The organism is Massilia suwonensis, from assembly GCF_042655665.1.
GTDB classification, from domain to species: domain Bacteria; phylum Pseudomonadota; class Gammaproteobacteria; order Burkholderiales; family Burkholderiaceae_D; genus Telluria; species Telluria suwonensis.
In genome coordinates, this window is the sequence record NZ_JBHSMR010000013.1 from 2,226,186 (window position 1) to 2,252,057 (window position 25,872).

At 64.7% G+C, this 25,872-nt stretch carries 20 protein-coding genes; 7 read left to right on the plus strand and 13 right to left on the minus strand.

The window, feature by feature from the left end; all coding sequences use genetic code 11:
* Positions 1–14 precede the first annotated feature (14 nt).
* The 6 genes from rpoD to ybiB all read right to left on the minus strand — a co-directional run bounded on the left by rpoD (position 15) and on the right by ybiB (position 7,700).
* Entirely contained in the window at positions 15–2,240 is a 2,226-nt protein-coding gene (rpoD, locus tag ACFPQ5_RS18050; RefSeq protein WP_379758822.1) for an RNA polymerase sigma factor RpoD, read from the minus strand.
* 256 nt (positions 2,241–2,496) lie between these two features.
* Positions 2,497–4,293 (minus strand): DNA primase, encoded by a 1,797-nt coding sequence (dnaG, locus tag ACFPQ5_RS18055; protein ID WP_379758826.1) that lies wholly within the window; start codon positions 4,291–4,293, stop codon positions 2,497–2,499.
* A 104-nt stretch (positions 4,294–4,397) separates the two neighbouring features.
* Positions 4,398–4,847, minus strand: a complete 450-nt coding sequence (locus ACFPQ5_RS18060; RefSeq protein ID WP_379758829.1) for a GatB/YqeY domain-containing protein — start codon at positions 4,845–4,847, stop codon at positions 4,398–4,400.
* Between the two features lie 130 nt (positions 4,848–4,977).
* The gene (gene rpsU / locus ACFPQ5_RS18065) at positions 4,978–5,190 is read right to left on the minus strand and encodes a 30S ribosomal protein S21 (RefSeq protein ID WP_005665410.1); all 213 of its coding nucleotides are present in this window, start codon (positions 5,188–5,190) and stop codon (positions 4,978–4,980) included.
* Between the two features lie 227 nt (positions 5,191–5,417).
* Complete coding sequence (locus tag ACFPQ5_RS18070) at positions 5,418–6,626, minus strand: BaiN/RdsA family NAD(P)/FAD-dependent oxidoreductase (protein WP_379758832.1); 1,209 nt, start codon at positions 6,624–6,626, stop codon at positions 5,418–5,420.
* Between the two features lie 81 nt (positions 6,627–6,707).
* Complete coding sequence (gene ybiB, locus ACFPQ5_RS18075) at positions 6,708–7,700, minus strand: DNA-binding protein YbiB (protein WP_379758835.1); 993 nt, start codon at positions 7,698–7,700, stop codon at positions 6,708–6,710.
* 112 nt (positions 7,701–7,812) lie between these two features.
* Here ybiB and ACFPQ5_RS18080 point away from each other — a divergent pair, with 112 nt between their 5' ends.
* The 3 genes from ACFPQ5_RS18080 to ACFPQ5_RS18090 all read left to right on the plus strand — a co-directional run bounded on the left by ACFPQ5_RS18080 (position 7,813) and on the right by ACFPQ5_RS18090 (position 10,963).
* A complete protein-coding gene (locus ACFPQ5_RS18080) occupies positions 7,813–8,871 on the plus strand; it encodes a 3-deoxy-7-phosphoheptulonate synthase (protein WP_465263136.1) in 1,059 nt (352 codons plus the stop codon).
* An 88-nt stretch (positions 8,872–8,959) separates the two neighbouring features.
* Complete coding sequence (gene tsaD / locus ACFPQ5_RS18085; protein WP_379758841.1) at positions 8,960–10,000, plus strand: tRNA (adenosine(37)-N6)-threonylcarbamoyltransferase complex transferase subunit TsaD; 1,041 nt, start codon at positions 8,960–8,962, stop codon at positions 9,998–10,000.
* Positions 10,001–10,108: 108 nt separating this feature from the next.
* Positions 10,109–10,963 (plus strand): endonuclease/exonuclease/phosphatase family protein, encoded by an 855-nt coding sequence (locus ACFPQ5_RS18090; RefSeq protein ID WP_379758844.1) that lies wholly within the window; start codon positions 10,109–10,111, stop codon positions 10,961–10,963.
* Positions 10,964–11,077: 114 nt separating this feature from the next.
* Here the strand turns inward: ACFPQ5_RS18090 and ACFPQ5_RS18095 are convergent, their stop codons facing one another.
* The 3 genes from ACFPQ5_RS18095 to ACFPQ5_RS18105 all read right to left on the minus strand — a co-directional run bounded on the left by ACFPQ5_RS18095 (position 11,078) and on the right by ACFPQ5_RS18105 (position 13,019).
* Positions 11,078–11,740: a DsbA family oxidoreductase gene (locus ACFPQ5_RS18095; protein ID WP_379758847.1), complete on the minus strand. Its 663-nt coding sequence runs from the start codon at positions 11,738–11,740 to the stop codon at positions 11,078–11,080.
* Positions 11,741–11,839: 99 nt separating this feature from the next.
* Positions 11,840–12,460 (minus strand): glycerol-3-phosphate 1-O-acyltransferase PlsY, encoded by a 621-nt coding sequence (gene plsY / locus ACFPQ5_RS18100; RefSeq protein WP_379758850.1) that lies wholly within the window; start codon positions 12,458–12,460, stop codon positions 11,840–11,842.
* Positions 12,461–12,527: 67 nt separating this feature from the next.
* Positions 12,528–13,019, minus strand: coding sequence for an aminoacyl-tRNA deacylase (locus ACFPQ5_RS18105; RefSeq protein ID WP_379758853.1), 492 nt, complete (start codon positions 13,017–13,019; stop codon positions 12,528–12,530).
* A 38-nt stretch (positions 13,020–13,057) separates the two neighbouring features.
* On the opposite strand from ACFPQ5_RS18105, the gene ACFPQ5_RS18110 reads away from it, so the two are divergent.
* A complete protein-coding gene (locus ACFPQ5_RS18110) occupies positions 13,058–14,032 on the plus strand; it encodes an endonuclease/exonuclease/phosphatase family protein (protein ID WP_379758856.1) in 975 nt (324 codons plus the stop codon).
* A gap of 133 nt (positions 14,033–14,165) precedes the next feature.
* Here ACFPQ5_RS18110 and ACFPQ5_RS18115 read toward each other — a convergent pair whose 3' ends face one another.
* Complete coding sequence (locus ACFPQ5_RS18115) at positions 14,166–16,229, minus strand: putative bifunctional diguanylate cyclase/phosphodiesterase (RefSeq protein WP_379758859.1); 2,064 nt, start codon at positions 16,227–16,229, stop codon at positions 14,166–14,168.
* Between the two features lie 318 nt (positions 16,230–16,547).
* On the opposite strand from ACFPQ5_RS18115, the gene ACFPQ5_RS18120 reads away from it, so the two are divergent.
* Together ACFPQ5_RS18120 and ACFPQ5_RS18125 are read left to right on the plus strand one after the other, a co-directional pair.
* Entirely contained in the window at positions 16,548–17,771 is a 1,224-nt protein-coding gene (locus tag ACFPQ5_RS18120; RefSeq protein ID WP_379758862.1) for an efflux RND transporter periplasmic adaptor subunit, read from the plus strand.
* 4 nt (positions 17,772–17,775) lie between these two features.
* Positions 17,776–20,916, plus strand: a complete 3,141-nt coding sequence (locus ACFPQ5_RS18125; protein ID WP_379758865.1) for an efflux RND transporter permease subunit — start codon at positions 17,776–17,778, stop codon at positions 20,914–20,916.
* Between the two features lie 225 nt (positions 20,917–21,141).
* Here the strand turns inward: ACFPQ5_RS18125 and ACFPQ5_RS18130 are convergent, their stop codons facing one another.
* The 3 genes from ACFPQ5_RS18130 to ACFPQ5_RS18140 all read right to left on the minus strand — a co-directional run bounded on the left by ACFPQ5_RS18130 (position 21,142) and on the right by ACFPQ5_RS18140 (position 22,816).
* The gene (locus ACFPQ5_RS18130; RefSeq protein WP_379758868.1) at positions 21,142–21,342 is read right to left on the minus strand and encodes a hypothetical protein; all 201 of its coding nucleotides are present in this window, start codon (positions 21,340–21,342) and stop codon (positions 21,142–21,144) included.
* Positions 21,343–21,416: 74 nt separating this feature from the next.
* Positions 21,417–22,319 carry a site-specific tyrosine recombinase XerD gene (gene xerD / locus ACFPQ5_RS18135; RefSeq protein ID WP_379758871.1) on the minus strand — a complete coding sequence of 301 codons (903 nt, stop codon included), beginning with the start codon at positions 22,317–22,319 and terminating at the stop codon, positions 21,417–21,419.
* Complete coding sequence (locus tag ACFPQ5_RS18140; RefSeq protein WP_379758874.1) at positions 22,292–22,816, minus strand: methylated-DNA--[protein]-cysteine S-methyltransferase; 525 nt, start codon at positions 22,814–22,816, stop codon at positions 22,292–22,294. The genes xerD and ACFPQ5_RS18140 overlap by 28 nt, the downstream gene beginning before the upstream one ends.
* Before the next feature lie 121 nt (positions 22,817–22,937).
* Here ACFPQ5_RS18140 and ACFPQ5_RS18145 point away from each other — a divergent pair, with 121 nt between their 5' ends.
* Positions 22,938–25,826: an EAL domain-containing protein gene (locus ACFPQ5_RS18145; RefSeq protein WP_379758877.1), complete on the plus strand. Its 2,889-nt coding sequence runs from the start codon at positions 22,938–22,940 to the stop codon at positions 25,824–25,826.
* Positions 25,827–25,872 lie beyond the last annotated feature (46 nt).

Here is a 25,872-nt window from a genome sequence, read left to right on the forward strand (position 1 = left end):
GAACTCAACAACAATCAGCTGCTGCCCTCGAGGAAACTCTTCAGCTTGTCCGACCGCGACGGATGCCGCAGCTTGCGCAGCGCCTTCGCTTCGATCTGGCGAATCCGCTCGCGCGTGACGTCGAACTGCTTGCCGACCTCTTCCAGCGTGTGATCGGTCGACATCTCGATACCGAAACGCATGCGCAGTACCTTGGCTTCGCGCGGGGTCAGCGAGTCCAGCACGTCCTTCACCACACCGCGCATCGAGGCGTGCAAAGCCGCATCCGACGGCGCCAGCGTGTTGTTGTCCTCGATGAAGTCGCCCAGATGCGAATCGTCGTCGTCGCCGATCGGCGTTTCCATCGAGATCGGCTCTTTCGCGATCTTCATGATCTTCCGGATTTTGTCTTCCGGCATTTCCATCTTGATGGCCAGCGTTGCCGGGTCCGGCTCGGCGCCCGTCTCTTGCAGGATCTGGCGCGAGATACGGTTCATCTTGTTGATGGTTTCGATCATGTGCACCGGAATACGGATGGTGCGCGCCTGGTCGGCGATCGAGCGGGTGATGGCCTGGCGGATCCACCACGTCGCATAGGTCGAGAATTTATAACCGCGGCGGTATTCGAACTTGTCCACCGCCTTCATCAGGCCGATATTGCCTTCCTGGATCAGGTCGAGGAATTGCAGCCCTCGGTTCGTGTATTTCTTCGCGATCGAGATCACGAGACGCAGGTTGGCCTCGGTCATCTCGCGCTTGGCCTTGCGGGCCTTCATTTCACCGGCCGCCATCTGGCGGTTGATGTTGCGCAGGTCCGGCAGCGGCAGCACGACGCGCGCTTGCAGGTCGATCAGGCGTTGCTGCAGTTCCTTGATCGTCGGGATGTTGCGGCCGAGGATGGCGCTGTAGGCGTGGCCGGCGTTGACTTCGCCGTCGACCCATTCCAGGTTCGTCTCGTTGCCCGGGAAGACTTTAATGAAGTGCGCGCGCGGCATGCCGCAGCGGTTCACGGCCACATCGAGGATCTGCTTTTCGATGTGGCGCACTTCGTCGACCTGGCCGCGCAGGGTGTCGCACAGCTTTTCGACGACTTTCGCCGTGAAGCGGATGCCCAGCAGTTCGTTGGAGATGGCTTCCTGCGCCTTGACGTAGGCTTTGGAGTTGTAGCCGTCTTTCTCGAAGGCCTTGCGCATCTTGTCGAATTGCTGTTCGATCATGCCGAACTTTTCCAGCGAGGCCGCTTTCAGGGCCTCGAGCTGTTCGGCGGAATAGCCGGCCGCGCCAGGGGTGGCTGCGGCTTCTTCTTCCTCTTCCTCTTCTTCGTCCTCGGCTTCGTCGTCATCCTCTTCGTCGTCGGTGCTTGGGCCGACGGCCGACGGCGACGTTTCTTCGGCGCCCTCTTCCTCGACGAGGCCGTCGACGATCTCGTCGATCTTGATCTCGTCGGCTTCGATGCGGTTGGCGGCGGAGATGATTTCGGCGATCGTGACCGGGCAGGCCGAGATGGCCTGGATCATGTCGCGCAGGCCGTCTTCGATGCGCTTGGCGATCTCGATTTCGCCCTCGCGGGTCAGCAGCTCGACCGAACCCATTTCGCGCATATACATGCGGACCGGGTCGGTGGTGCGGCCGAAGTCGGAGTCGACGGTCGACAGCGCCGCTTCGGCGGCAGCCTCGGCTTCATCGTCGCTGGTGACGGTGGCGACATTGTCGGACAGCAGCAGCGTCTCGGCATCGGGCGCGTGTTCGTACACGGCAATGCCCATGTCGTTGAAGGTGCCAATGATGCCTTCGATCGCTTCCGGATCGACGATGTTGTCGGGCAGGTGGTCGTTGATTTCCGCGTAGGTCAGGAAACCGCGTTCCTTGCCGTTCTTGATCAGCGTTTTGAGCTTCTGGCGGCGCAGCTCGATTTCTTCTTCGCTGGCCTCGGTGTCCGATGCGAAGGCGTCTTTCAGCAAGGCTTTTTCTTTGGCCTTGCGGTCCTTGGCCTTGGCCTTGTCGACGGCCTTCATTTCGGCACGTTCGACCGCGTTGAGGGCAGCGACTTCGTCGTTCTCGGGGGTGAATTCTTTCGGCTTGCGACCGCGGCGCCCCGGGACTTTCACGGATGGCAGCACGTAGCCCGACGTGTCGATGGCGGCCAATGCGGCCGCATCGGTGGTCTGGCTGACGACAGGCGCGGCGCCCGCTGTGCGAACTTCCGCCTTGTCTTGCGCATTGTCCGCCTTGGCGGACGCTCTGGTGGGTTTGGCAGCCACTTTGGGTTCGGGTTTCTTGGTTGGCACAGGCGCTTTCGATGTCACAACGACTAACTTTACGATGGTTAAAGATAAAGTTTTGTTACCTTACATCACGCTGCAAACAGCGTACAACACTGCTGCGCTAACTGAAACTCCACGCCCCCTTGGACACGAAAATCGTTTCAAAGGTTGCAATAGTTAGCGTTTTATTATAGCACGCACCCCTCTTTTTCCAAGTTGCACAAATCCTAACAGCCGACTTCGCAACACACCCTCAGCGAGGGGACATCGCCGCAGCGTCTTCCTGCTCCAGGACCTGCAGCTGTGCTGTAATTTCGCGATAGCGAGTACTCACCTGATCTGGGGTCAGGCCCTTGGAAAACAACTGGTTCGTTTCCTGTTTCAACGCATCTTTCTTGATCTGCCTCACAGCACTAGCTAGCCAGACACGGTCCGCCTCGGGGTCGGATTCCGGCTCCGAGGCGATCTCGGCGATGATGCGGTCGTAGCCGTCGCCGCCCTCTTTCAGCTGTTCGGACAGGGCCGCGAAGTTGCCATACTCGCCCAGGGCCTGGGCAGTGCCGACCAGGTAGCGCAGCGCGTCGCTCGATTCCTGACCGAAGTGGTCGAAGGCTTGCAGCGCCGATTCGTCGAGGCCCAGGGACAGCGACGGATGCGCGACCAGGATGCGCACGATCTGCAATTCCAGGCCGACCGGCTCCGGACGGCCCTGGCGCGGCGGCGCCTGTTTCGCGACCGATACCGGTTTCGACAGTTCGAACAGGCCCTCGATCTCGGCCGGCGTCGATTCCGTCAGGCTGGCGAGGCCGCGCACGATCTGCAGGCGCAGTGCCGAAGGCGTCATGGCCTGCAGCAGCGGCTTGGCGTCGTACTGGGTGGCGGCGCGTCCTTCCGGCGTCGACAGATCATGGTCGCCCGTCACTTCGCGCAGCAGGAATTGCGACAGCGGCATCGCGTCGTTGATTTCCTGGGCAAAGGCATCGGCGCCATATTCGCGCACGAAGCTGTCCGGGTCGTGCTTTTCGGGCAAGAACAGGAACTGGATGGTCTTGTTGTCCGACACTTGCGGCAGGCAGGCTTCCAGCGCGCGGCGGGCGGCGCGGCGACCGGCTTTATCGCCGTCGAAACTGAAGATCACGTTGTCGGTCTGGCGCAGCAGCTTTTGCACGTGGGTGCTGGTGCAAGCCGTGCCGAGGGTGGCAACCGCTTGCGGGAAGCCGAGCTGGGCCAGCGCGACCACGTCCATATAGCCTTCGGTGACGAGCACGTAGCCTGCGTCGCGGATCGCTTGTCTTGCTTCGAACAGGCCGTACAGCTCCAAGCCCTTCTGGAACAGCGGCGTTTCCGGGGAGTTCAGGTATTTCGGTTCACCCTGATCGAGCACGCGGCCGCCGAAGCCGATCACCTGCCCCTTGGTATTGCGGATCGGGAACATGATGCGTTCGCGGAAGCGGTCGTAACGTTTCTTGTTGCTGCCGTCCTCGTCCACCTTGTCGATCACGAGACCGGACTCGACCAGCGCGAGGGCGTCGTAGTCGGGGAAGACGCTACGCAGATTGTCCCAGCCGGACGGGGCGTAGCCCATGCCGAAGCGGGCGGCGATCTCGCCGGTCAGGCCGCGGTTCTTCAGATAGGTGATGGCATTCGTCGCGCCGCGCAGCTGGGCGCGGTAGTAGTCGCAGGCCTGGCTGAGGGCGTCCGTCATCGCCAGCGATTGCGCTTGCTGGGCGGCGCGCTGCAGCGGGGGAATCTTGTCGTCGTTATCCGGGACCACCATGCCCACGTTCTGGGCCAGGTCCTTGACGGCATCGACGAAGCCCATGCCCGAGTATTCGATCAGGAAACCGATCGAGGTGCCATGGGCGCCGCAACCGAAGCAGTGATAGAACTGTTTGGTGGGGCTGACGGTGAAGCTGGGAGACTTTTCGCTGTGAAAAGGACAGAGGCCCATGTAATTGGCGCCGCCCTTTTTCAGCTGGACGTAACGCCCAACGACGTCGACGATGTCGACGCGGTTGAGCAAATCGGTAATGAAGGATTGCGGAATCACGTAGGAGCTCTACACCGTGTTTGTCTAAGGTCAGACTATACCGCAGGGCTCGCTGCAAGTTGATTTACAACAAGCCCGGGCCCGTCCGGCCCTGTTGTGTTGCATCAGGCGCCGGTCAGCGCTTTCTTGACCAGGGTCGAAACGACGGTCATGTCGGCACGTCCCGCCAGTTTCGGCTTGACGATGGCCATGACTTTACCCATGTCCTGCGGGCCGGCGGCGCCGGACGCACTGACTGCTGCAGCGACTTCGGCGGCAATTTCCTCATCCGACAGGCCGGCCGGCATGTAGGCGACCAGCACCTCGAGCTCGGCCTTTTCGATGTCGGCCAGGTCCTGGCGGTTGCCCGCTTCGAACTGGGTGATCGAATCCTTGCGCTGCTTGATCATCTTTTCGACGATGGCGACGGTTTGATCGTCGTTCAGTTCGATCTGCTCGTCGACTTCCTTGCGCTTGATCTCGGCGAGGATCAGGCGGATGGTCGCCAGCTTGCCGGCTTCCTTGGCGCGCATCGCCGCTTTCATGTCGTTGGTGATTTGTTCTTTCAAGCTCATGACTACTCCGAGGCTATGGGGGAAAACAACAAAACCCGCCGGGGTGACAACCAGGGCGGGTTCGCGGGACTTCTCGCAGCTGCCGGGACGAGCGTACCGCTACGTCACCGGATCAAGCGGCAGGACAGTCTTAGTACAGTTTCTTAGGCAGTTGCTGGCTGCGGATGCGCTTGTAGTGGCGCTTCACGGCAGCGGCGAGCTTGCGCTTGCGCTCTGCAGTTGGCTTCTCGTAGAACTCGCGTGCGCGCAGTTCGGTCAGCAGACCGGTTTTTTCGATGGTGCGCTTGAAGCGACGCATGGCGACTTCGAACGGCTCGTTTTCTTTAAGGCGGATAGTGGTCATGTAAAAATGAAACCGTTGGATTTAGAAAGAACGAAAGTCTAGCAGGTTTTGGCGGACAGTGGAAGAGATTACGTCGGTGTGATGAATTTGATACAGGGTTCTTTCGCGTTGGTGAAGCTGCAGCTGGTCCGTTAATGGCCGGTTTGCTCCGCGTGGGCTCGGAGAGCCCGGTGAACCCGTAGTCCAGGCCATTGGCCTGGCCCACCCCTACGGGTAACGCTAACAAATTAAACGCTCTGGCCGGCGACGTAACCGGAAGCCCATGCCCACTGGAAGTTGTAACCGCCGAGCCAGCCGGTGACGTCGACCGTCTCGCCGATGAAGTACAGGCCCGGCACGTCCTTGGCCATCATGGTCTGCTGCGACAGCGCGCGGGTATCGACGCCGCCCAGGGTCACCTCGGCCTTGCGGTAGCCCTCGGAACCGGTCGGGACGATGGCCCAGCGGTTGATGGCGTCGCCGAGTTTGCGCAGCCTGGCGTCGGGCAGGTCGGCCAGACGCGCATCGGGCGCGAAGCCGTTGGCCAGCAGCAGACCTTCGGCCAGGCGCGCCGGCAGCCATTGCGACAGCACGTTGCCGAGCTGTTTCTTCACCGTCGTTTTCGAACCGATCAGCTCTTCGGCGACATCCATTTCCGGCAGCAGGTTCACCACGATCGGCGTGCCCGGCTCCCAGTAGCTGGAAATCTGCAGGATCGCCGGGCCGGACAGGCCGCGGTGGGTGAACAACAGGTCTTCGCGGAACAGGCCGCGCTTTGCATTCTTGCCCTTGCCCGAACCGGTCGAGACTTCGACTTCCAGCGCAATGCCGGCCAGCGGCGCGAATGCGGCCCAGCTCGGACCGTCGAAGGTCAGCGGCACCAGGCCCGGACGCGGCTCGACCAGCGGCAGGCCGAACTGGGTGGCGATGCGGTAACCGAGGTCGGTGGCGCCGATCTTCGGGATCGACAGGCCGCCGGTGGCGATCACGACACTTTCCGCAAGAATATCGCCGTGGTCGGTGGCGACGACGTAGCCGCCCTCTTCCTTCGTTACCTCGTGCACCTTGCACGGCATGCGCCAGTTGACCTCGGCGGCGCTGCATTCGGCCTTCAGCATGGCGATGATCTGTTCGGCGGAATCGTTGCAGAACAGCTGGCCGCGGTGCTTCTCGTGGTAGCCGATGCGGTGCTTTTTCACCAGCGCCAGGAAGTCCTGGGCCGTATAGCGCGACAGCGCGCTTTTGCAAAAATGCGGATTCTCGGACAGGAAATTGGCCGGTCCGGCATTGATGTTGGTGAAATTGCAGCGTCCGCCGCCGGAGATGCGGATCTTCTCGGCCAGCTTTTCGGCGTGGTCGATGAGGACGACGCGCTTGCCCCGCGCGCCGGCGATTGCCGCGCACATCATTCCGGCCGCGCCCGCGCCGATAATCGCTACATCGAATTGTTTTGCCATGAGCTGCTGCCGCCGAAATCCAAACCCGCCATTGTAAACGCTGGGGGCGTTCGCCGCACGGCCGATGGGCGCAGTGTGGTTTTACTGTGAGGCAGCCGCGACCGGGTAGCGCTGCCGCAGCGCGCGCGCCGCCGCCGTCACCCGCGCCACCTGGTTCGCGATCGACTCGGGAACCGGCGCTTCGCCCGCCAGCGCCGCGCGGATCCAGCTTGCTGTGGCAGCCGCGTCGCGCGCTTCCGGCACCTCGGACAGGGTGTCGGCCGGCGGATCGCGCTCCACCAGCAGCTCGCGCTGCCCCTCGTGGAACCAGTCGATCTGCTGGGCGCGGTGCGGATTGGCGACCGTTTCGCCTTCGGTGCCGCGCATCAGGAAAGCGTCGCCGCGCGCATGCGGTGCGGCCGTCAGGAAGTACTCGCTCAGGGCCTGCAGGTATTCGGGATGGGTGTACGAGACCAGGCGCAGCGCCGCGCCCTCGAAGGGCTGCAGGATCTTGACGATCGTGTGAGTGGAATTGCGCACGCCGAGAATGCGCCGCAGCGACAGCATGTGCGCAAGGCTCGGCGCCAGCGTCTCGATCGGCATGAAGGCCGGACGCCCGGCGGCGAAAGCATCGTGCACGGCCGCGCTGGTGGCCGCTTCGGCCAGCCCCAGCTCACCGAGGATCTCGGCCGTGGCGACGCGCCCCGGGTCGCTGCGCACGCCGTGCACCAGGGTCGGCACGCCCTCGCGCGCCAGCAGCAGCGCCAGTAAGGGCGTCAGGTTGGCCAGTTTACGGGCGCCGTTGTAGCTCGGGATCAGCACGGGCGCATAGTCGCCCGGCGGCGCGGGCAGCGGCGCGAACGCCGTTTCGGCCGCGTCCATGAAGCCGGCCAGCTCGTCCACCGACTCGCCCTTGATGCGCATGGCGAGCAGGATGGCGCCCAGTTCGAGGTCGGAGACGCGGCCTTCGAGCATGGCGCCGTAGAGAGCGGCGGCATCGACGCGCGACATGCTGCGTGCGCCTTTGACGCCGCGGCCGATCTCCTTGATGAAGTGGGCGGCGGGGAACGGGGTTGGCTGTAGTTTGGTGTCCATGACGCTAGCTTACACCCTCGTGCGCATGACCCGCTTTTGCGCCATCTGCTGCAAACAAGCATTTTTGGCGCTACACTCGTTGATCCGACCTTGTCCAACGGACCGCATCATGCTGATCACACCAGATATCGAAAACACCAACGTTACCTCGTTCGGGCGCATGCCGACCCCGACCGAGCTGCACGCCAAACTGCCGCTGTCCGAGCGCGCCTTCACCACCGTCATGAACGGCCGCGCCGCGCTGCGCGACATCCTCGACCGCAAGGACGAGCGCCTGTTCGTCGTGGTCGGCCCCTGCTCGATCCACGATCCGGAAGCGGGCCTGGACTATGCGCGCCGCCTCAAGGCCCTGCAGGAAGAAGTGAAGGACACGATGCTGCTGGTGATGCGCGTGTATTTCGAGAAGCCGCGCACGACCACCGGCTGGAAAGGCTACATCAACGACCCATTCATGGACGACTCCTTCCAGGTCGACGTCGGCATGGAACGCGCCCGGCAGTTCCTGATCGACGTGTGCGAACTCGGCCTGCCGACCGCCACCGAAGCGCTGGACCCGATCTCGCCGCAGTACCTGGGCGATTTGATTGCCTGGACCGCGATCGGCGCGCGCACCACCGAGTCGCAGACCCACCGCGAGATGTCCTCGGGCCTGTCGACGCCGGTCGGCTTCAAGAACGGCACCGACGGCGATGTGAGCATCGCGATCAATGCCGTGCTGTCCTCGGCCAATCCGCATGCCTTCCTCGGTATCAACGACAAGGGCGCGGTCTCGATCGTGCGTACCCGCGGCAACGCTTACGGCCACGTCGTGCTGCGCGGCGGCGGCGACCGTCCGAACTACGATTCGGTCTCGGTCACCATCGCCGAACAGGCCCTCAAGAAGGCCGGCCTGCCGGCCAACCTGGTGGTCGACTGCTCGCACGCGAACAGCTACAAGAAGCCGGAACTGCAGCCGCTGGTGATGTCGGACGTAATCCAGCAGATCAAGCACGGCAACCAGTCATTGGTCGGCGTGATGATCGAATCGAACATCGTGGCCGGCAACCAGCCGATTCCTTCGGACCTGAGCCAGCTGAAGTACGGCTGCTCGGTGACCGACGGCTGCATCGGCTGGGACGATACGGTGACGATGCTGCGCAATGCGCACAAGGAGCTGCTGGCGCGTCCTTGATGCTCCGGCTGTGATCACGCGCGGCCGGGCAATGCCCGGCCGTCTGCTTTACAATTGCACCTTCCGCTTTCCCCTTCCTTCTGTTCCCATGATTGTTCTCGGCGTCGAATCCTCCTGCGATGAAACCGGCCTGGCTCTGTACGATACCGAGCGCGGGCTGCTGTCCCATGCCCTGCATTCGCAGGTCGCCATGCACGAGGAGTACGGCGGCGTGGTGCCGGAACTGGCTTCGCGCGACCATATCCGGCGCGCCCTGCCCCTGCTCGAACAGACGCTGGATAAAGCCGGTATCGCCAAGTCCGACATCGACGCCGTCGCCTATACCCAGGGCCCGGGCCTGGCCGGCGCCCTGCTGGTCGGCTCCTCGGTCGCCTGCAGCCTGGCGCTGGCGCTGGATAAACCCGTGCTCGGCGTGCACCACCTCGAGGGTCACCTGCTGTCTCCGCTGCTGGCCAGCGAGCGTCCCGACTTCCCCTTCATCGCCCTCCTGGTCTCGGGCGGCCACACCCAGCTGATGCGGGTCGACGGCGTCGGCCGCTACACGCTGCTGGGCGAAACCCTGGACGACGCCGCCGGCGAAGCCTTCGACAAGTCGGCCAAGCTGCTCGGTCTCGGCTATCCGGGCGGTCCCGCGATTTCGCGCCTGGCCGAATTCGGCGATCCGACTGCCTACACGCTGCCGCGCCCGATGCTGCACTCGAAGGATTTCAATTTCAGCTTCTCGGGCCTCAAAACGGCCGTGCTGACGGTGGTGAAGAACCACGAACAGAAGGTCGTGGCCAACATCTGCGAGCAGGACAAGGCGAACATCGCGCGCGGCTTCGTCGATGCGATCGTCGACGTGCTGACCGCGAAATGCGTGAACGCGCTGCGCCACACGGGCCTGAAACGCCTGGTGATCGCCGGCGGCGTCGGCGCGAACGCGCAGTTGCGCGCTTCGCTGAACGCGGCCGCAGCCAAGCGCAAGTTCCGCGTGTTCTATCCGGAGCTCGAATTCTGCACCGATAACGGCGCGATGATCGCCTTTGCCGGCGCCCTGCGCCTGGAGAGGAATCCCGAACTGGCGACGCGCGATTACGCTTTCAATGTGCGTCCGCGCTGGCCTCTGGACGAGCTCGAAGCCGCCTGATCGCAGGCTCTCGCGAGTGAACTTGCAACGCTGACAACGATCCTACCGTGTGAGCGCCCTGCCCCGAACGGTGGCAAACTCTGGCGGTTCAGTTCTGGGAGGTTCTACATGCGCGTTGTAAGCTGGAACATACACTGGGGTTGCGGGAAAGACGGGCGCATCCGTATCCACGCGATCATCGATGTGCTGCGCAAGCTCAATCCCGACATCGTCTGCCTCCAGGAAGTCGCCGCCAACCACCCCGAACTCGAGGGCAGCGCCACCGCCAACCAGTTCAAGCAGCTGGCCGGCGCCTTCGGCGGCTTCCATGCGATCGAGCATGCGCCCAGCGAAATCTACCGCAACAATGTCCCCCGCCTGTTCGGCAACCTGATCCTCTCGAAGTACCGCATCACCCAAGTCCAGCGCCACCTGCTGCCCTGGCCCGCCGACCCCGAACGCAAACCGGGCATGCCGCGCGGCGCGATCGAGGTCGTGCTCGACACGCCGGGCTCCAAGCTGCGCCTGGTGACCACCCACCTCGAATACCACTCGCCGCTGCAAAGGATGGCGCAGGTACGGCGCCTGCGCGAACTGCATGCGGAAGCCGCCGCTCGCGCGCGCAGCTTCGCCGTGCATCCGGAGATGGATGCGCCCTACCAACTCGGCGAGCGTCCCGCCGCCGCCATCTACTGCGGCGACTTCAACATGGCGCCGGGCGACACCGACTACCAGGCGCTGCTCGCACCCGGCATCGACGGCGCACCCACGTTGGTCGATGCCTGGGCGGCGCGTCATCCGGAGACGGCGCGCGCGCCGACGACCGGGCTGCATGGCTATCCATGGCCGGACAAGCCGGATTGCTACGATTATTTCTTCGTGACGGAAGACCTGGTACGGCGCGTGGCCGCGGTCGAGGTGCAGTCGGAGACGGCGGCGTCGGATCACCAGCCGGTGGTGCTGGAGCTGATTCCGGGGGCGTAGGGGTGGGCGAGGCCAATGGCCTCGCCCACGGTTTCATCGGGCGCCCTGTGCCCACCAAACGCACGCGTCTCGTTTGCGCATCCATGGTGGGCACGGGGCGCCCACCCTACAAAATCACACCTGCGGTACGTCTGACTGCGCTGCAATCTCACGCAACGCGCGCTCGAACACTTCCGGCGGCTGGCCGCCCGAAATCAAATGGCGCTGGTTGATGACGATCGCCGGGACCGAGCGGATGCCGGCGCGCTGGAAGAACAGCTCCGTCTCGCGCACTTCGTCGGCATATTCTCCGCTTTCCAGGATGCGCGCCGCTTCGGCCGTGTCGAGGCCGACCTGGCCGGCCACGCGTACCAGCAGTTCGCGCGAGCTCGGGTCTTCGCAGTGGGTGAAGTAGGCTTCGAACAGGGCCAGTTTCAGCGCATGCTGGCGGCCCTGCTCTTCGGCCCAGTGCAGCAGGCGGTGGGCGTCGAAGGTGTTGTAGATGCGGCCGCGGCGCGCCATGTCGAAGGTGAAGCCGACCGCTTCGCCGCGCTGGCGGATCTGTTCGCGCGACTGGATCTGCTGTTCGAGCGGGGCGCCGTATTTTTCGGTGATGTGCTCGACGATGTCCTGGCCTTCGGGGCCCATGTCGGGATTGAGTTCGAAGGGCTGGAAATGCAGTTCGGCGGTGACGTCCGGCGCGACGCGCTCCAGTGCCTGTTCCAGTGACTTGAGGCCGATCGCGCACCAGGGGCACGATACGTCCGACACGAAATCAATCCTCAATTGCTTGCTCACGCTACACCGCCTTCCTGTCTGGATGCCGGCGCACTGTGCGCCGGCGTGAACAGGTATGTGGGGATGCTTATGAGGGAATCAACAGGAAGCGCGGCGTGATTATTTCTTTTTGGCGCCGGCGGCCTTGCTGCCGATGCGCGATTCCTTGCCGGCGATGAGGTTGGCGATGTTGCTGCTGTGGCGCCACAGCAGCAGCGCGCTCATGGCGACGACGGCGAACAGGATCTCGTCCACGCCGAACAGCAAGCCGTAGTAGAACGGCGCGAACACGGACGCGATCAGGGCGGCCAGCGAGGAGTAGCGGAAGGCATAGGCCACCACCAGCCAGGTGACCAGGGTCGCGAGGCCCAGCCAGACGTTCAGGCCGAGCAGCACGCCCAGCGCCGTGGCGACGCCCTTGCCGCCGACGAAACGGAAGAACACCGGCCACAGGTGGCCCAGGAACACGGCGATCGATACCAGCGCGATGCCGGCGTCGTCGAGGCCATATTGCGGACCGAATTTCACCGCCAGGAAGACTGCCAGCCAGCCCTTGGCGCCGTCGCCGATCAGGGTCGCGATCGCAGCTTTCTTGCTGCCGCTGCGCAGCACATTGGTCGCGCCCGGGTTTTTCGAGCCATAGGTGCGCGGATCGGACAGGCCGAACAGGCGGCTCATCACGACGGCGAAGGAAATGGAGCCGATCAGGTAGGCGGCGACGGTGGCGATCAGGGTGTTCATTGTTGTCTCACTAATATGACCCTCTGGCGGGCGTGTGAATATACACCAGCCCCGAGCTCAGCGGTAGTCAGTCGGCCAGCGCGCACTGGACCGGCTTGGCGCCCAGCACCCCGACCAGCACGCCGGGGGCGATGCCGACCAGGTAGCCGCGCCGCCCGCCGTTGATATAGATCTTCTCCAGTCCCAGGATCGATTCCTCGACATACACCGGCATCGCCTTGCGCGTGCCGAAGGGCGAGGTGCCGCCGACCAGGTAGCCCGAATGGCGCTGGGCCACCTCGGGCTTGCAGGGTTCGACCGACTTGCAGCCGATCGCGCGCGCCAGGTTTTTAGTCGAGACCTTGCAGTCGCCATGCATGAGCACGATCAGCGGACGCGCCGCCTCGTCCTGCATCACCAGGGTCTTGACGACGTCGTGCTCGGGCACGCCGAGGGCGCGCGCGGAGACCGCGGTGCCGCCATGTTCCTCGTAGGCGTAGGGATGCTCGCTGAAAACCACCGCATGCTTGCGCAGGAAGCCGGTGGCGGGTGTCTCTGACACGTGCTCTTTCTTGGCCATGCGTGATACGCTAAACACTGGAATAAAGGGTTTCTATTATGCAGCAAGAAATACGCTTTGCCACCTTCAACGTCTGCAACCTGGCCCCGCCCGGCGTGAAGCTGTACGACAACTTGCTGCCCACCACGCTCGAGGAATACGAGGCCAAGCTGAACTGGACGGCGCACCAGCTCGACCTGCTCGATGCCGACGTGATCGGCTTCCAGGAAATCTTCTCGCAAGCGACGCTGAAGGAAGTACTGGCCCGGACAAAGCGCTACCGCGAGGCTTTCCACCTCGGCTTCGATCCGGACCCGGCCGCGATCCGCCTGACCCCGAGCGTGGCCCTGGTGTCGCGCCTGCCGCTGGCGGCGCCGGCCCGGCAAATGGTCGAGTTCCCACACGGCATCGAGATGCCGGTCGGCAGCCGCGACGCCGCCCGTTTTACGCGCGCGCCGCTGCATGCGGTCATCACCGTCTCGCCCGACGTGCTGGTCGACGTGGTGGTGGTGCACCTGAAGTCGCGCCGTCCCGACTACCGCACCGGCGACACCGGCGAAGACCCGGCCCTGTACGCCCTCGCCTGCCTGCGCTCGCTGATCCGGCGCGGCACCGAAGCGGCGGCGCTGCGCGTCTTGATGACCGAAATGGGCCGCGCCAACCGCCGCCCGCGCGTGCTGCTGGGCGACTTCAACGACGTGGCCGACTCGGTCACCACCAGCATCGTGCTGGGTGCCGGAACGCCGCTGGGCGACCGCCTGTACGACGCCAGCCAGGTGCAGCGCCGCGTCGACCATGCGCGCCACCTCGGCTTTTCGAGCGTGCACGAAGGCCACTACTCGACCATCGACCACATCCTGGTCTCGGAAGAGTTCAATGGCGCGCTGCCGAACGCGGTCGGCGAAGTGGTCGACGTGCTGTACCTGAACGACCACCTCGACCTGGCACTGCCGCAAGCGTCCGATCATGGCCAGGTGCTGGCGCGCATCCGTCTCTACGACGAGGGCCACGGGCTCATGGAGGCGGGGTTGTAGGGGTAGTCGAGGCCAATGGCCTCGACTACGGCCTCATTGGGCATGCCCACGCGTGAAGCTGGCATTGTGTTGGCGAGGTCTTTCCTCAAACGAAGCCAACATGACGCGGCGTTTACGCGTGGGCATGCCCACCCTACGTTCCCTTCCCCGCATAAAACCCCTGGTATTCGTCGCAGCCATGCTGCTGCAGGTAACGCAGCTGCTCGGCCGTCTCCACCCCTTCCGCAATCACCCGCAATTTGAGGCTGCGCGCCAGCGCGATGATGGCCGGGATCATGCCCGCCCCATCCGGTTCGCCTGCGATGTCGTCGACGAAGCTGCGGTCGATCTTGAGTTTCGACAGTGGAAAGCGGCGCAGGCTCGACAGGCTGGAGAAGCCGGTGCCGAAATCGTCGATGGTCAGTTTGACGCCGCGTGCGCGCAGGGCCTCGAGCGTGGCGAGCGTGGCGTCGTCGCCGTGCATGATGGTTTTTTCGGTGATCTCGAGGTCGAGGAATTCGGGCGCCAGGCCGGATGCCGTCAAGGCCTCGTCGACGTGGCCGGGCAGGTCGGCGTGGCTGAACTGGGCATGCGACAGGTTCACGGCCACCATCACCGGAAACCCCGCATCGCGCCAGCGCCGTCCCTGCTGGCAGGCTTCGCGCAGCACCCAGAGCCCGATCGGCACGATCAGCCCGGATTCCTCGGCGGCGCCGATGAAGGCGTCGGGCTTGAGGAGTCCCCGTTCGGGGTCGCGCCAGCGCAGCAGCGCCTCGAAGCCGACCGTCTGGCCGCTGCCGATGTCGATTTCGGGCTGGTATTCGAGCTCGAACTCGTTATTCTCGAGCGCCCGGCGCAGGCGCTCTTCCATCGCAACCCGTTCGAGCACGCGCGAATTCATTTCCTGGCTGAAGAAATGGTATGTGCTGCGCCCGCTTTCCTTGGCGTGGTACATGGCCACGTCGGCATGGCGCAGCAAGGTCTTTTCGTCTTCGCCATCGCCCGGGCAGACCGCGATGCCGATCGACACCGACAGGCTGACGGAGCCGCTCGCCGTGTCGATCGGACGCGCCACCGATTGCAGGATGGTCGCGGCCACGTGCGCCGCCTGGTCGACGCCGCCGAGGTCGGCCAGCAGCACGACGAACTCGTCGCCGCCGAGCCGGCTGACCGTATCGACCCGCCGCACGCAGCGCCGCAGCCGCTGCGCCACTTCCTGCAGCACGGCGTCGCCGACCTCATGGCCGCGGCTGTCGTTGATCGTCTTGAAATGGTCGAGGTCGATGAACATCAGGGCGAACTGGCGCCGGCGGCGCGTGATGGCCGCCATCGCCTGCTCCAGCCGGTCCATGAACAGGATGCGGTTCGGCAGTCCCGTTAGCGGATCGTGCTCGGCCTGGTGGCGCGCCTGCTCGACGGCGCGGCGGCGTTCGCTGACGTCGCTCAGCATCACCATATAGCTGGTCACCGTCCCGTCGCCGTCGATGATCGGCGAGAGGGCGGCGCGGATCGGGATCGTGGTGCCGTCGCGCCGCATGCCCCACAGTTCGCCTTCCCAGCCCTCGTGGCCGTCGAGGTGGTCGCGCAGGCGGTCGTAGAAGGCGCGCTCCTGCATGCCCAGCCGCAGGCTGGGCAGCTCGACGCCGATCACCTCGTCGGCCGGGTAGCCGGTCAGCTCGGTATAGGCACGGTTCGCCGCCAGCACCCGGTGCCCGCGGTCGACCAGCAGGATGGCGTCGCGCGCGTGGTCGAATACCTGGCCGGCCTGGCGCAGGGACTCTTCGAGTTCCTTGCGCGCGGTGACGTCGATTTCCATACAGAACACCTGGCTGGTCTCGCCGTCGCCCGGCACGGGAAAATGGCTCGATTGCAGCCACAGGCGGCGCCCGTCGCTCAGCTCGACATGCCATTCGCGCGCCTTGACCGCCTCGCCGGTACGCCAGACCGCAGCAATGGTGTCGTCGAACTCCTGCTGCTGGTCGAGGTGCCTGACCAGATTCACGAATGGCTGGCCGATCGCCTCAAGTGCGGGAATGCCGGTGAGCGCGGTACAGGCCTGGTTCCAGAAGCGCACGACGCCCTTGCGGTCCTGGCTGTGCACCGCCACCGACGGGCTGAGCTCGATCGCCGCGACGAAGCGGTACAGCCAGTCGAGCACTTCACGCGCCGGCCCGCCGGGCAGGGCGGACAGCGGCGGTTCGGGCAATTCGCTGCTCACGAAAAATGTCCTTTTCTCGAATGAAATGGAAGCGAAAGGGCTCCCCCCAAGCGACTCATTCTTGTCCCCACCGGCGCGAACCCGTTTGCGCACACGCAAATTCATCTCGCCTGCATGCACGGGCGCGGCGGCGCCTCCCTTCTGTCCTCCTTTTCTGCACTTCAGCGTCCAAAAACCCCTGCTTGTCGCATTCCGATGGCGCTGGAACTTGTCAATTTTTATAGTCCTCACCATGCGCACGGAGCTCCGCCTCAGACCAGGTGGAGGACGCGCGCCCCCTATTCCTTCGTGCTCTCAACAATTCGAACAACGGCCGCCATGAAAATCGAGACCCTGCCGCTATCCTCCACTCCTCCCGCATCCGTTCCCACCACCCGCCGGCGCCGCTGGCGTAAACCAGTCATCGCACTGGCGGTGATTGCACTTGCAGGCGGCGGCTGGTATGCGCTGCAGGGCAAGGCGCCGCCCCCGGCACAGGCCGCCGCAGCGAAAAAGGCCGACAAACCAGCCGTCTTCGAACTGGCACAGAACGACGTCGTCACGGTCGAGTCGCGCGAACTGGCGCTGCGCCTGCCGCTGTCGGGTTCGCTCGCGCCGCTGGCACAGGCGACCGTGAAATCGAAGGTCTCGGGCGTAGTGCTCGAGACCGGCGTGCGCGAGGGCATGAAAGTGGCGGCCGGCCAGGTGATCGCGCGCCTGGACGATGCGGACGCGCGCGCCCGGGTCGCCCAGCAGGCGGCGCTGCTGAAGGAAGCCAATGCGCGCCTGGCGATGGCGGCCAAGAACGAAGCCAACAGCCAGGCCCTGCTCAAGCAGAACTACATCTCGCAGAACTCGTTCGACACCACCCGCAACAGCGTCGAGCTGGCGCAGGCGGCGGTCGATGCGGCGCGCGCCCAGCTCGACCTGGCGCGCATCGCCCTCAACGACACGGTCATCCGCGCGCCGCTCACCGGCGTGGTCAGCAAGCGCCACGTGCAGGCCGGCGAAAAGCTCTCGCCCGACAGCCCGGTGATGGCCATCGTCGACCTGCAGCACCTGACGCTCGACGCCCAGGTGCCGGCGTCCGACATCCCGCGCGTGCAGGTGGGCCAGGACGTGCGTTTCAAGGTCGACGGTTTCAACGGCCGCGACTTTCAAGGCAAGGTGGCGCGCATCAATCCGGCCACCGAAGCCGGCTCGCGTTCGATGCTGGTGTATATCAGCGTGGCCAACGACGACAGCAGCCTGCGCGCCGGCATGTTCGCGAAGGGCTCGATCACCACCGAGAAGTCGGATGCGCGTCCGATCGTGCCGCTCGCGGCCCTGCGCAAGGACGGCGCACGCGACGTCGTCTACCGCGTCGACAGCGGCAAGGTGGTGGCGCAGCCGGTCCAGCTGGGCATGAAGAGCGAGGACGAAGGCCTGGTCGAAGTCACGGACGGCGTGCAGGCCGGCGCCGTGCTGCTGGCGGTGCCGCTCGACGGCGTCAAGCCGGGCAGCGCGGTGAAGGTCAACAAGCCGGCCGCGCAAGCCCCGGTCACTCTGGCGAAGAAGGACTGACGCCATGTGGATCACCAAAGTCAGCATTCGCCACCCGGTCTTCGCCACCATGGTCATGGTCGGCCTGATGGTGCTCGGCCTGTTCTCCTATCGCTCGCTGGGCGTGGAAAGCATGCCGAACGTCGAGATCCCGTTCGCCTGGGTCGAGACCCAGTATCCTGGCGCCTCGCCGGAACAGGTCGAGAACGACGTCACGCGGCCGATGGAAGAAGTCATCAATACCGTCAGCGGCATCAAGAACATCCGCAGTAATTCCTGGGAAGGCCGCAGCGGCGTCTCGATCGAATTCCACATCGCCACCAACATGGACAAGGCGATGCAGGACCTGCGCGACAAGGTGGCGCGCGTGCGCCCGAGCTTCCCGAAAGAGGTCAAGGAACCCTTCATGATCCGCGCCGACGGCGAGAACGCGCAGCCGGTGGTGCGCCTGTCCGTCACGTCGAACGAACGCGACATGCGCGCGCTGTCGACGCTGGCGGAACAGGTGATCGTGAAGCGCCTGCAAAGCGTGGCCGGCGTCGGCGAGGTGCGTACCGGCGGCCTGGCGACGCGCCAGATCCTGGTGCACGTCAAACCCGAGCAGCTGCGCAGCCAGAACATCGGCATCGACGAAGTGCTGCGCGCGATCCAGGCCACCAACACCAATCTCCCGGCCGGCAACCTGCAGTACGGCGCCGCCGAGCGCCTGGTGCGGGTCGAGGGCAAGATGCGCGAAGCGCGCGAGTTCAACAACATCATCGTGGCGCGCCGCGCCAGCGGCCCGGTCTACCTGTCGCAGGTGGCCGAGGTGGTCGACGGCGAGCGCGAAGAAACGTCGATTTCGCGCGTCAACGGCGTGCGCGCCATCTCGCTCGACATCACCAAGGTGCAGGACGCGAACACCGTGCAGGTCGGCACCGGCATCATGAAGATGGTCGAACAGCTGCGCAAGACCATGCCGGCCGACGTGCAATTCCGCGTGATGGACGACCAGTCCACCACCGTCCAGCACCAGCTCGACAACGTCAAGCGCACCATCATCGAAGGCGCGCTCCTGACGATGGTGATCGTGTTCCTGTTCCTGCACTCCTGGCGCAGCACGGTCATCACGGGCCTGACGCTGCCGATCTCGGTGCTGGCCTCCTTCATCGCGATGCGCTACTTCGGTTTTACCCTGAACTTCCTGACCTTGATGGCGCTGTCGCTGTGTATCGGCCTGCTGATCGACGATGCGATCGTCGTGCGCGAGAACATCGTGCGTCACCTCGGCATGGGCAAGAGCCACCTGCGCGCGGCCGAGGAAGGCACCAACGAGATCGGCCTGGCGGTGATGGCGACCACCTTCGCGATCGTCGCCGTGTTCGTGCCGATTGCCTTCATGGACGGCATCATCGGCCGCTTCTTCCTGCAGTTCGGCGTCACCGTCGCGGTGGCCGTGCTGGTGTCGCTGTTCGTCTCCTTCACGCTCGATCCGATGCTGTCCTCGGTGTGGCCGGATCCGGTCAAGGACCGTTTTAAATATGTGCCCTGGCTGGGCCGCGTGATGGCGAAGATCGAGGTCGGCATCGAACACGTGCACGTGCTGTACGGCCGCGTGCTGGCGCTGGCCCTGCGCTGGAGGAAATCGACGCTGGCCCTGGCACTGGGTATCTTTGTCGGCAGCCTGTTCCTGATCCCGATGATCGGCGGCGAGTTCGCGCCAAAGACCGACAACGGCTTCATCGAGATGCGCTTCAAGACGCCGGTCGGCTCCAGCCTGGCCTACACCGACGGCAAGGTCAAACAGGTGGAGGATGCGCTGCGCGCCTATCCGGAAATTGAGGCGATCAGCAGCGCCATTGGCGTCTACGAGGGCCATAACAGCGCCCAGGTGGTCTTGAAGCTGACCGACGTGAAGAAGACCCATCGCCGTTCGCAGGAAGAGATGGAGTCGGTGATTCGCGAACGCCTGTCCTCGATCGCCGGCATCACCATGTCGGTCGGTAACAAGCCGATCTTCATCGCGATTCTCGGCCGCGACGAAGCCAAGCTGGACGCCGCCGCACACAAGCTGATGGACAAGATGCGGGCGATTAAAGGCGTGGCCGACATCGAGTACAGCCAGGAAGGCGCCAATCCGGCGACCGTCATCAAGATCAACAACGAGCTGGCGAGCGACCTGGGCCTGTCGGTGGCGCAGGTCGGCGCGGCGCTGCGTCCTTTCGTCGGCGGCGACCAGATCAGCCACTGGCTGGCGCCGGATGGCCAGAACTACGAAGTCAACGTGCAACTGCCGAGGAGTGGGCGCCAGAAGGTCGCCGACCTGGCCGACCTGTCGCTGGCTTCCTCGCGGGTGGATGCGGCGGGCAACCCGATCATGGTGCCGCTGCGCCAGGTGGTCGACTTCGTGCCCTCGTTCAGCCCGCAGGTTTTAAAACGCCAGGCGCTGGAACGCCGCGTGGCGATCTATGCCGGCATCGAAGGCCGTCCGTCGGGCGACGTGAATGCCGACATCAAGAAGGCGATGGACTCGATCGAACTGCCGGAAGGCGTGCGCTTCGACGTCGGCGGCGACGCCCAGCAGATGGCGGAAACCATGGCCAACTTCGGTTCGGCGATCATCATCGCGATCATCTTCATCTACCTGGTGCTGGCCTCGCAGTTCGGCAGCTTCCTGCAGCCGATCGCGATCATGATGTCGCTGCCGATGTCGCTCATCGGCGTGCTGCTGGCCCTGCTGGCGACGGGTTCTACGCTGAACGTGTTCTCGGTGATCGGCGTCGTGATGCTGATGGGTTTAGTCACCAAAAACGCGATCCTGCTGGTCGACTTTGCCAACCACGGCCAGCGCGAAGGCAAGGCGCAGTTCGCGGCGATCCTGGAAGCGGGACAGGTGCGCCTGCGTCCGATCCTGATGACGACGCTGGCCATGATCTTCGGCATGCTGCCGATGGCGATCGGCGCCGGCGACGGCGGCGAGACCCAGGCCCCGATGGGCCGCGCAGTGATCGGCGGGGTGATTACCTCGACCTTGCTGACCCTGGTGGTGGTGCCGGTGGCTTACAGCTATCTCGACAATATCGGCAAGCGGGCACGCAAGTGGTTTGCCAAGGGGCACGAGGAGATTGTGGAAATCGCGCCAGTCATCGCGAAGGAATCCGCGCAGGGCGGGCATGCCCGCGCGTGAACGCGCCGCAGTAACGTAGGGTGGGCACTCTGTGCCCACGCGTGAACACGCCGCAGTGTTAGCTTCAAACGAAGTCAACATTGCGGCGTGTTATCTTTGTCCAAAATCATCACGAGCGACGTTTTAAACCGCGCGAATATTCACCGGTTGGACCGCGTGGGGTTATCGAGGCCAATGGCCTCGATAACGGCTTCACTACGGAGTGCCCACCCTACAAAATCCACATCAAGGCGTCTGCGTCTCCTGCGCATCCGCATTCTGCTCGGCCTCGACATCGATCCCTTCCGATCCCGCCGCCATCATCTCATCCCCCGCCCCCGCCGGATGGTTCTTCGCTTCTGCTTTCCGCTTGGCTTTTTCTTCCGCCTTGCGCTTCTTTTCCAGTTCCCGTTGCCGCTTCTCGTATTGGAAGTTGGTTTTGGCCATGATCACCTCTTGTGCGCTGAAAGGATGTGGTAGTGCGGGACTATTATGCGCCAGATAAGGCTTCGGGTTTTGAATTAACCCCGTGGGTGGTGCTGCGCGTGCAAGTGTTTCAGACGCTCGCGCGCAACATGGGTGTAGATCTGTGTGGTGGAAATGTCCGAGTGCCCCAGCAGCAGTTGCACGACACGCAAGTCGGCGCCGTGGTTGAGCAAGTGCGTCGCAAACGCGTGGCGCAAGGTGTGCGGCGACAGCGGCGCGCGGATGCCGGCTTTCACAGCATGCTTCTTGATCACGACCCAGAACATCTGGCGCGTCATCGGCCCGCCGCGGCTGGTGACGAACAGGGCGTCGTCGACCTGCCCGTTGAGGATGATACCGCGCGCGTCTTTCAGATAGCGCTCGAGCCAGCCGCGCGCTTCGCCTCCAAAAGGGACGAGCCGCGTCTTCGCGCCCTTGCCCGTGATGCGCAGCACGCCATCGTTCAGGCTCACTTCGACCACTTTCAGCGCCACCAGTTCCGACACCCGCAAGCCGCTCGCATACATCAGTTCGAGCATCGTGCGCTCGCGCAGGCCCAGCGGCGTGGCGACGTCGGGCGCGGCCAGCAAAGCCTCGACCTGGGCTTCGGAAAGCGTGTGCACGAAACGCACCGGCTGGCGCGCCGTGGCCATTTTCAGGCAGGGGTCTTCGCTCACCTGGTTCTTGCGCAGCGCCAGCGCATAGAAGCGCTTCAGCACGGACAAACGCCGGTTCGCCGTGCTCGGTTTCGTATCGGGATGCCGTTCGGCGAAGTAGCTGGCGAGATCCTGCGGACCGGCGCCGAGCAGGCCGCGGCCCGGCCGTTTGACGGTGAGCCAGTCCAGGAACATGCGCATGTCGCGCCGGTAGGCGTCGAGCGAGTTCTTCGCCAGGCCCTGCTCGAGCCAGAGCGTGTCGCAGAACTCGTCGATCAGTCCCAGATCGCCTGCTGCTGCCATGGCGATGCGGTAGCGCCTTCGTGGCGCAAAAGCCAGCGCTTGACCGACAAATGAAAACCGTTTTCGTCGTCGTTGTTCGAGAAGCCGCCGAGGCCGCCGGCGGCGGTGACGCGGTGGCAGGGAATGACGAGCGGGAACCAGTTGGCGCCGCAGGCCTGGCCGACCGCGCGCGGCGCCGAGCCGATGTCCTTGGCGATCCTGCCGTAGGTCAGCACCGAACCGCGCGGAATGACGCTGATCGCTTCCCACACGCGTTTCTGGAAGGCGCTGCCGGTCTCGAACAGGGGCAGCTCGAAACGGAAGTCGGGATCCGCCAGGTAGCGTTCGATTTGCCGCGCGGCCTGCTCGGCCACGGCATCCTGCGCATCCTTCTCGTGGAAACGCGGCTGGAGATAGACGAGCTCGCGCACCCGCCCGTCTTCGGTGCGGATGCCCATCGCGCCAAACGGGGCCGCCACGATGGCGGAAAACAGCTCGCTGCCTTGTTGTGTAGTCATCGTGACAGTTTACTCCTCGCGCGGCCCGTCCACCACCTCTTTTTCGTCGGAGAAAGAGTTCCTGCGTGGCGGCTGGCTCATCCGAAAAAGATTATGCTGACGACATCTTCGGAGACATTTCATGCCGTGCGTACACCGCTTCCTGGCCCTGCTTCTCCTCCTCGGCTGCCTTAGCCAGGCGGCGGCCGTGGCGCAGGCGCCGCTGCGGGTGGGCGTCTATCCGAATCCGCCGAAAGTATTCATGAACGAGGATGGCGGCGCCTCGGGCATCCTGGTCGACCTGCTGCGCGAAGTGGCCAGCGCCGAACACTGGGCGCTGGAATTCGTCGCCTGCGAATGGCAGGCCTGCGTGGAAGCGCTGGAAGCGGGCCGCATCGACCTGCTGCCCGACATGGCCTGGTCCGAGGAGCGCTCCCACCGCTATGCCTTCCACCACGTGCCGGTGCTGCACAGCTGGTCGCAGATCTATGCGCGTCCCGGCCACACGATCCGCTCCCTGCTCGACCTGAAAGGCCGCCGCATCGCCGTGCTGGGCGGTTCGGTGCAGGCCCAGGTGCTGCCGGGCGTGCTGTCCGGCTATGGCGCGGTGCTGGTGCCGGCCGTCTCGCTCGAGAGCGCCTTTGCGATGGTCAAGGAGGACAAGGCCGATGCGGTGGCTGCCAACCATTATTACGGCGAGGTCCAGGCCAACGCGCAGCAGCTGGTCGCCACCCCGGTCGTGTTCAATCCGGCGCGCCTGTTCTATGCCGCCATGCCGGGCCGCCAGCCGGCAGTGCTGGACGCCATCGACCGCCACCTGAGCGCCTGGCGTGCCGATCCGAACTCGGTGTATTTCTCCCTGCTGCGGCGCTGGCAGGCGGGCGGACCGGCGGCCGCGGTGCCGCAGACCGTGCTGTGGGTGCTGGCCGCGACCGTCGGCCTGCTGCTGTCGGCACTCGCCGTGGCCAGCTGGCTGCGCACCGAAGTCGCGGTGCGCACGCGCGAACTGCGCGACAGCGAACGCAGGCTGGCGACCATCCTCGACAGCGTCGATAGCCTCATCTACATCAAGGATGCGCAGTCGCGCTACCAGTACGTGAACGGCGCCATGTGCCGCCTGCTGAACCGGCCCGCCCGCACCATTCTCGGCAAGACGGATGCCGACCTGTTCGGTCCCGAGGAGGCGCGGATGACGCGCGCCGGCGACCTCGCCGTCATCGAGGAACACCAGCGTTTCGTGTCGGAAGAACGCCTGAACGACAAGCTGTACCTGACGACGAAAATCCCGCTCGTCGACGGCGAGAAAGTGAACGCGCTGTGCGGCATCACCACCGACATCACGCCGCGCAAGCAGGCCGAGGAATCGCTGCGCATCGCCGCCACCGTGTTCCAGTCGGGCGAAGGCATGTGCGTGCTCAGTCCCGACGCGGTGATGATCGAGGCGAACCAGGCCTGGGCCGCGCTTTACGGCCGCAGCGCCGCCGACCTGCCCGGCACCGCCTTCCCGCTGTTCTCGCTCGAACTCGACGGCGACGACGCGCGCGAACGCATGTGGCAGAGCGTGCGCGAGACCCAGCCCTGGCAGGGCGAAGTCTGGATGCGGCGCGACAACGGCGAACGCTATCCGGCCTGGCTCACGGTCAGCGCCGTGCGCGACGCCGACGGCGTACTCACCAATTTCGTGTGCACCCAGTCCGACATCAGCGAACGCAAGCAGGCCGACGAAAAGATCGTCCAGCTGGCCTATTACGATTCGCTCACCCGGCTGCCGAACCGGCGCCTGCTGTACGACCGCGTCCAGCACTGCCTGGGCCTGCACGGGCGCACCGGCCGCACCGGCGCCCTGCTTTTCCTCGACATGGACAATTTCAAGGACCTCAACGACAGCCGCGGCCACGCCGTCGGCGACCAGCTGCTGCAGCAGGTGGCGGCGCGCCTGCTGGCTTGCACCCGCGAGACCGATACCGTGGCGCGCCTGGGCGGCGACGAATTCGTGATTCTGCTCGAATCGAGCGGCGTCGACGAGCAAGACGCGCAGCAGCATGCCGAGAAGGTCGGACAGAAGATCCTGGACGCCCTGCGCGAGCCCTTCGACATCGGCGGCATCGAGCACCATGCCAGCTGCAGCATCGGCGTCACGCTGTGCCTCGCCGAGAAGGAAGGTCTCGACGACCTGATGCGGCGCGGCGACCTGGCGATGTACGAAGCCAAGCGCCAGGGCCGCAACACGCTGCGCTTCTTCCACCCGTCGATGGAAACCGAGGTCACCTACCGCACCGAGATCGAGACCGAGCTGCGCGCGGCCCTGCAGCACGCGCAATTCGTGCTGCATTACCAGGGCCAGGTCGACGGCGACGGCATCCTGACCGGGGCCGAGGCGCTGGTGCGCTGGCAGCATCCGACGCGCGGCCTGATCGGACCGGGCGGCTTCATCGGCATCGCCGAAACCTCGGGCCTGATCGTGCCGCTCGGCCGCTGGGTGCTGCGCACCGCCTGCCAGCAGCTGGCGCTGTGGGCCGCCACTCCGGCCACCGCTCACTTCACGCTGGCCGTGAACGTCAGCGTGCGCCAGTTCCTGCAGGCCGACTTCGTCGAGGAGACGCTGGCCATCGTGCGCGAAAGCGGCATCGACCCGACGCGCCTGAAGCTGGAACTGACCGAGACCCTGATGATCGAAGGCGTCGAGGAAACCATCGGCAAGATGCGCGCCCTGCGCGAACACGGCATCTGCTTCTCGCTCGACGATTTCGGCACCGGCTACTCGTCGCTGAGCTACCTGAAGCGCCTGCCGCTGGACCAATTGAAGATCGACCAGAGCTTCGTGCGCGACGTGCTGGACGACCCGAACGACGCTTCGATCGCGCGCAGCGTGGTCGCGCTGGGCAAGTCGCTGGGATTGAGCATCATCGCCGAAGGGGTCGAGACCGAGGCGCAGCGGACTTTCCTGGCGGGGATCGGGTGCGATCACTGGCAGGGCTACCTGTTCAGCCGGCCGGTGGATGCGCGGACGCTGGAGGAGCTGGCGGCGTAGGGTGGAGTCCTGACTCCACGCGTTTGGCAGCGTTTCCGTAATCGAA

Bases quoted from the DNA above. Each gene is read 5' to 3' on its own strand.
- ACFPQ5_RS18060 (WP_379758829.1), bottom strand. From the start codon at position 4,847: ATGAGCTTGAAAGAACAAATCACCAACGACATGAAAGCGGCGATGCGC.
- rpsU (WP_005665410.1), bottom strand. From the start codon at position 5,190: ATGACCACTATCCGCCTTAAAGAAAACGAGCCGTTCGAAGTCGCCATG.
- ACFPQ5_RS18070 (WP_379758832.1), bottom strand. From the start codon at position 6,626: ATGGCAAAACAATTCGATGTAGCGATTATCGGCGCGGGCGCGGCCGGA.
- ybiB (WP_379758835.1), bottom strand. From the start codon at position 7,700: ATGGACACCAAACTACAGCCAACCCCGTTCCCCGCCGCCCACTTCATC.
- tsaD (WP_379758841.1), top strand. From the start codon at position 8,960: ATGATTGTTCTCGGCGTCGAATCCTCCTGCGATGAAACCGGCCTGGCT.
- ACFPQ5_RS18090 (WP_379758844.1), top strand. From the start codon at position 10,109: ATGCGCGTTGTAAGCTGGAACATACACTGGGGTTGCGGGAAAGACGGG.
- plsY (WP_379758850.1), bottom strand. From the start codon at position 12,460: ATGAACACCCTGATCGCCACCGTCGCCGCCTACCTGATCGGCTCCATT.
- ACFPQ5_RS18105 (WP_379758853.1), bottom strand. From the start codon at position 13,019: ATGGCCAAGAAAGAGCACGTGTCAGAGACACCCGCCACCGGCTTCCTG.
- ACFPQ5_RS18110 (WP_379758856.1), top strand. From the start codon at position 13,058: ATGCAGCAAGAAATACGCTTTGCCACCTTCAACGTCTGCAACCTGGCC.
- ACFPQ5_RS18120 (WP_379758862.1), top strand. From the start codon at position 16,548: ATGAAAATCGAGACCCTGCCGCTATCCTCCACTCCTCCCGCATCCGTT.
- ACFPQ5_RS18125 (WP_379758865.1), top strand. From the start codon at position 17,776: ATGTGGATCACCAAAGTCAGCATTCGCCACCCGGTCTTCGCCACCATG.
- ACFPQ5_RS18130 (WP_379758868.1), bottom strand. From the start codon at position 21,342: ATGGCCAAAACCAACTTCCAATACGAGAAGCGGCAACGGGAACTGGAA.
- xerD (WP_379758871.1), bottom strand. From the start codon at position 22,319: ATGGCAGCAGCAGGCGATCTGGGACTGATCGACGAGTTCTGCGACACG.
- ACFPQ5_RS18140 (WP_379758874.1), bottom strand. From the start codon at position 22,816: ATGACTACACAACAAGGCAGCGAGCTGTTTTCCGCCATCGTGGCGGCC.
- ACFPQ5_RS18145 (WP_379758877.1), top strand. From the start codon at position 22,938: ATGCCGTGCGTACACCGCTTCCTGGCCCTGCTTCTCCTCCTCGGCTGC.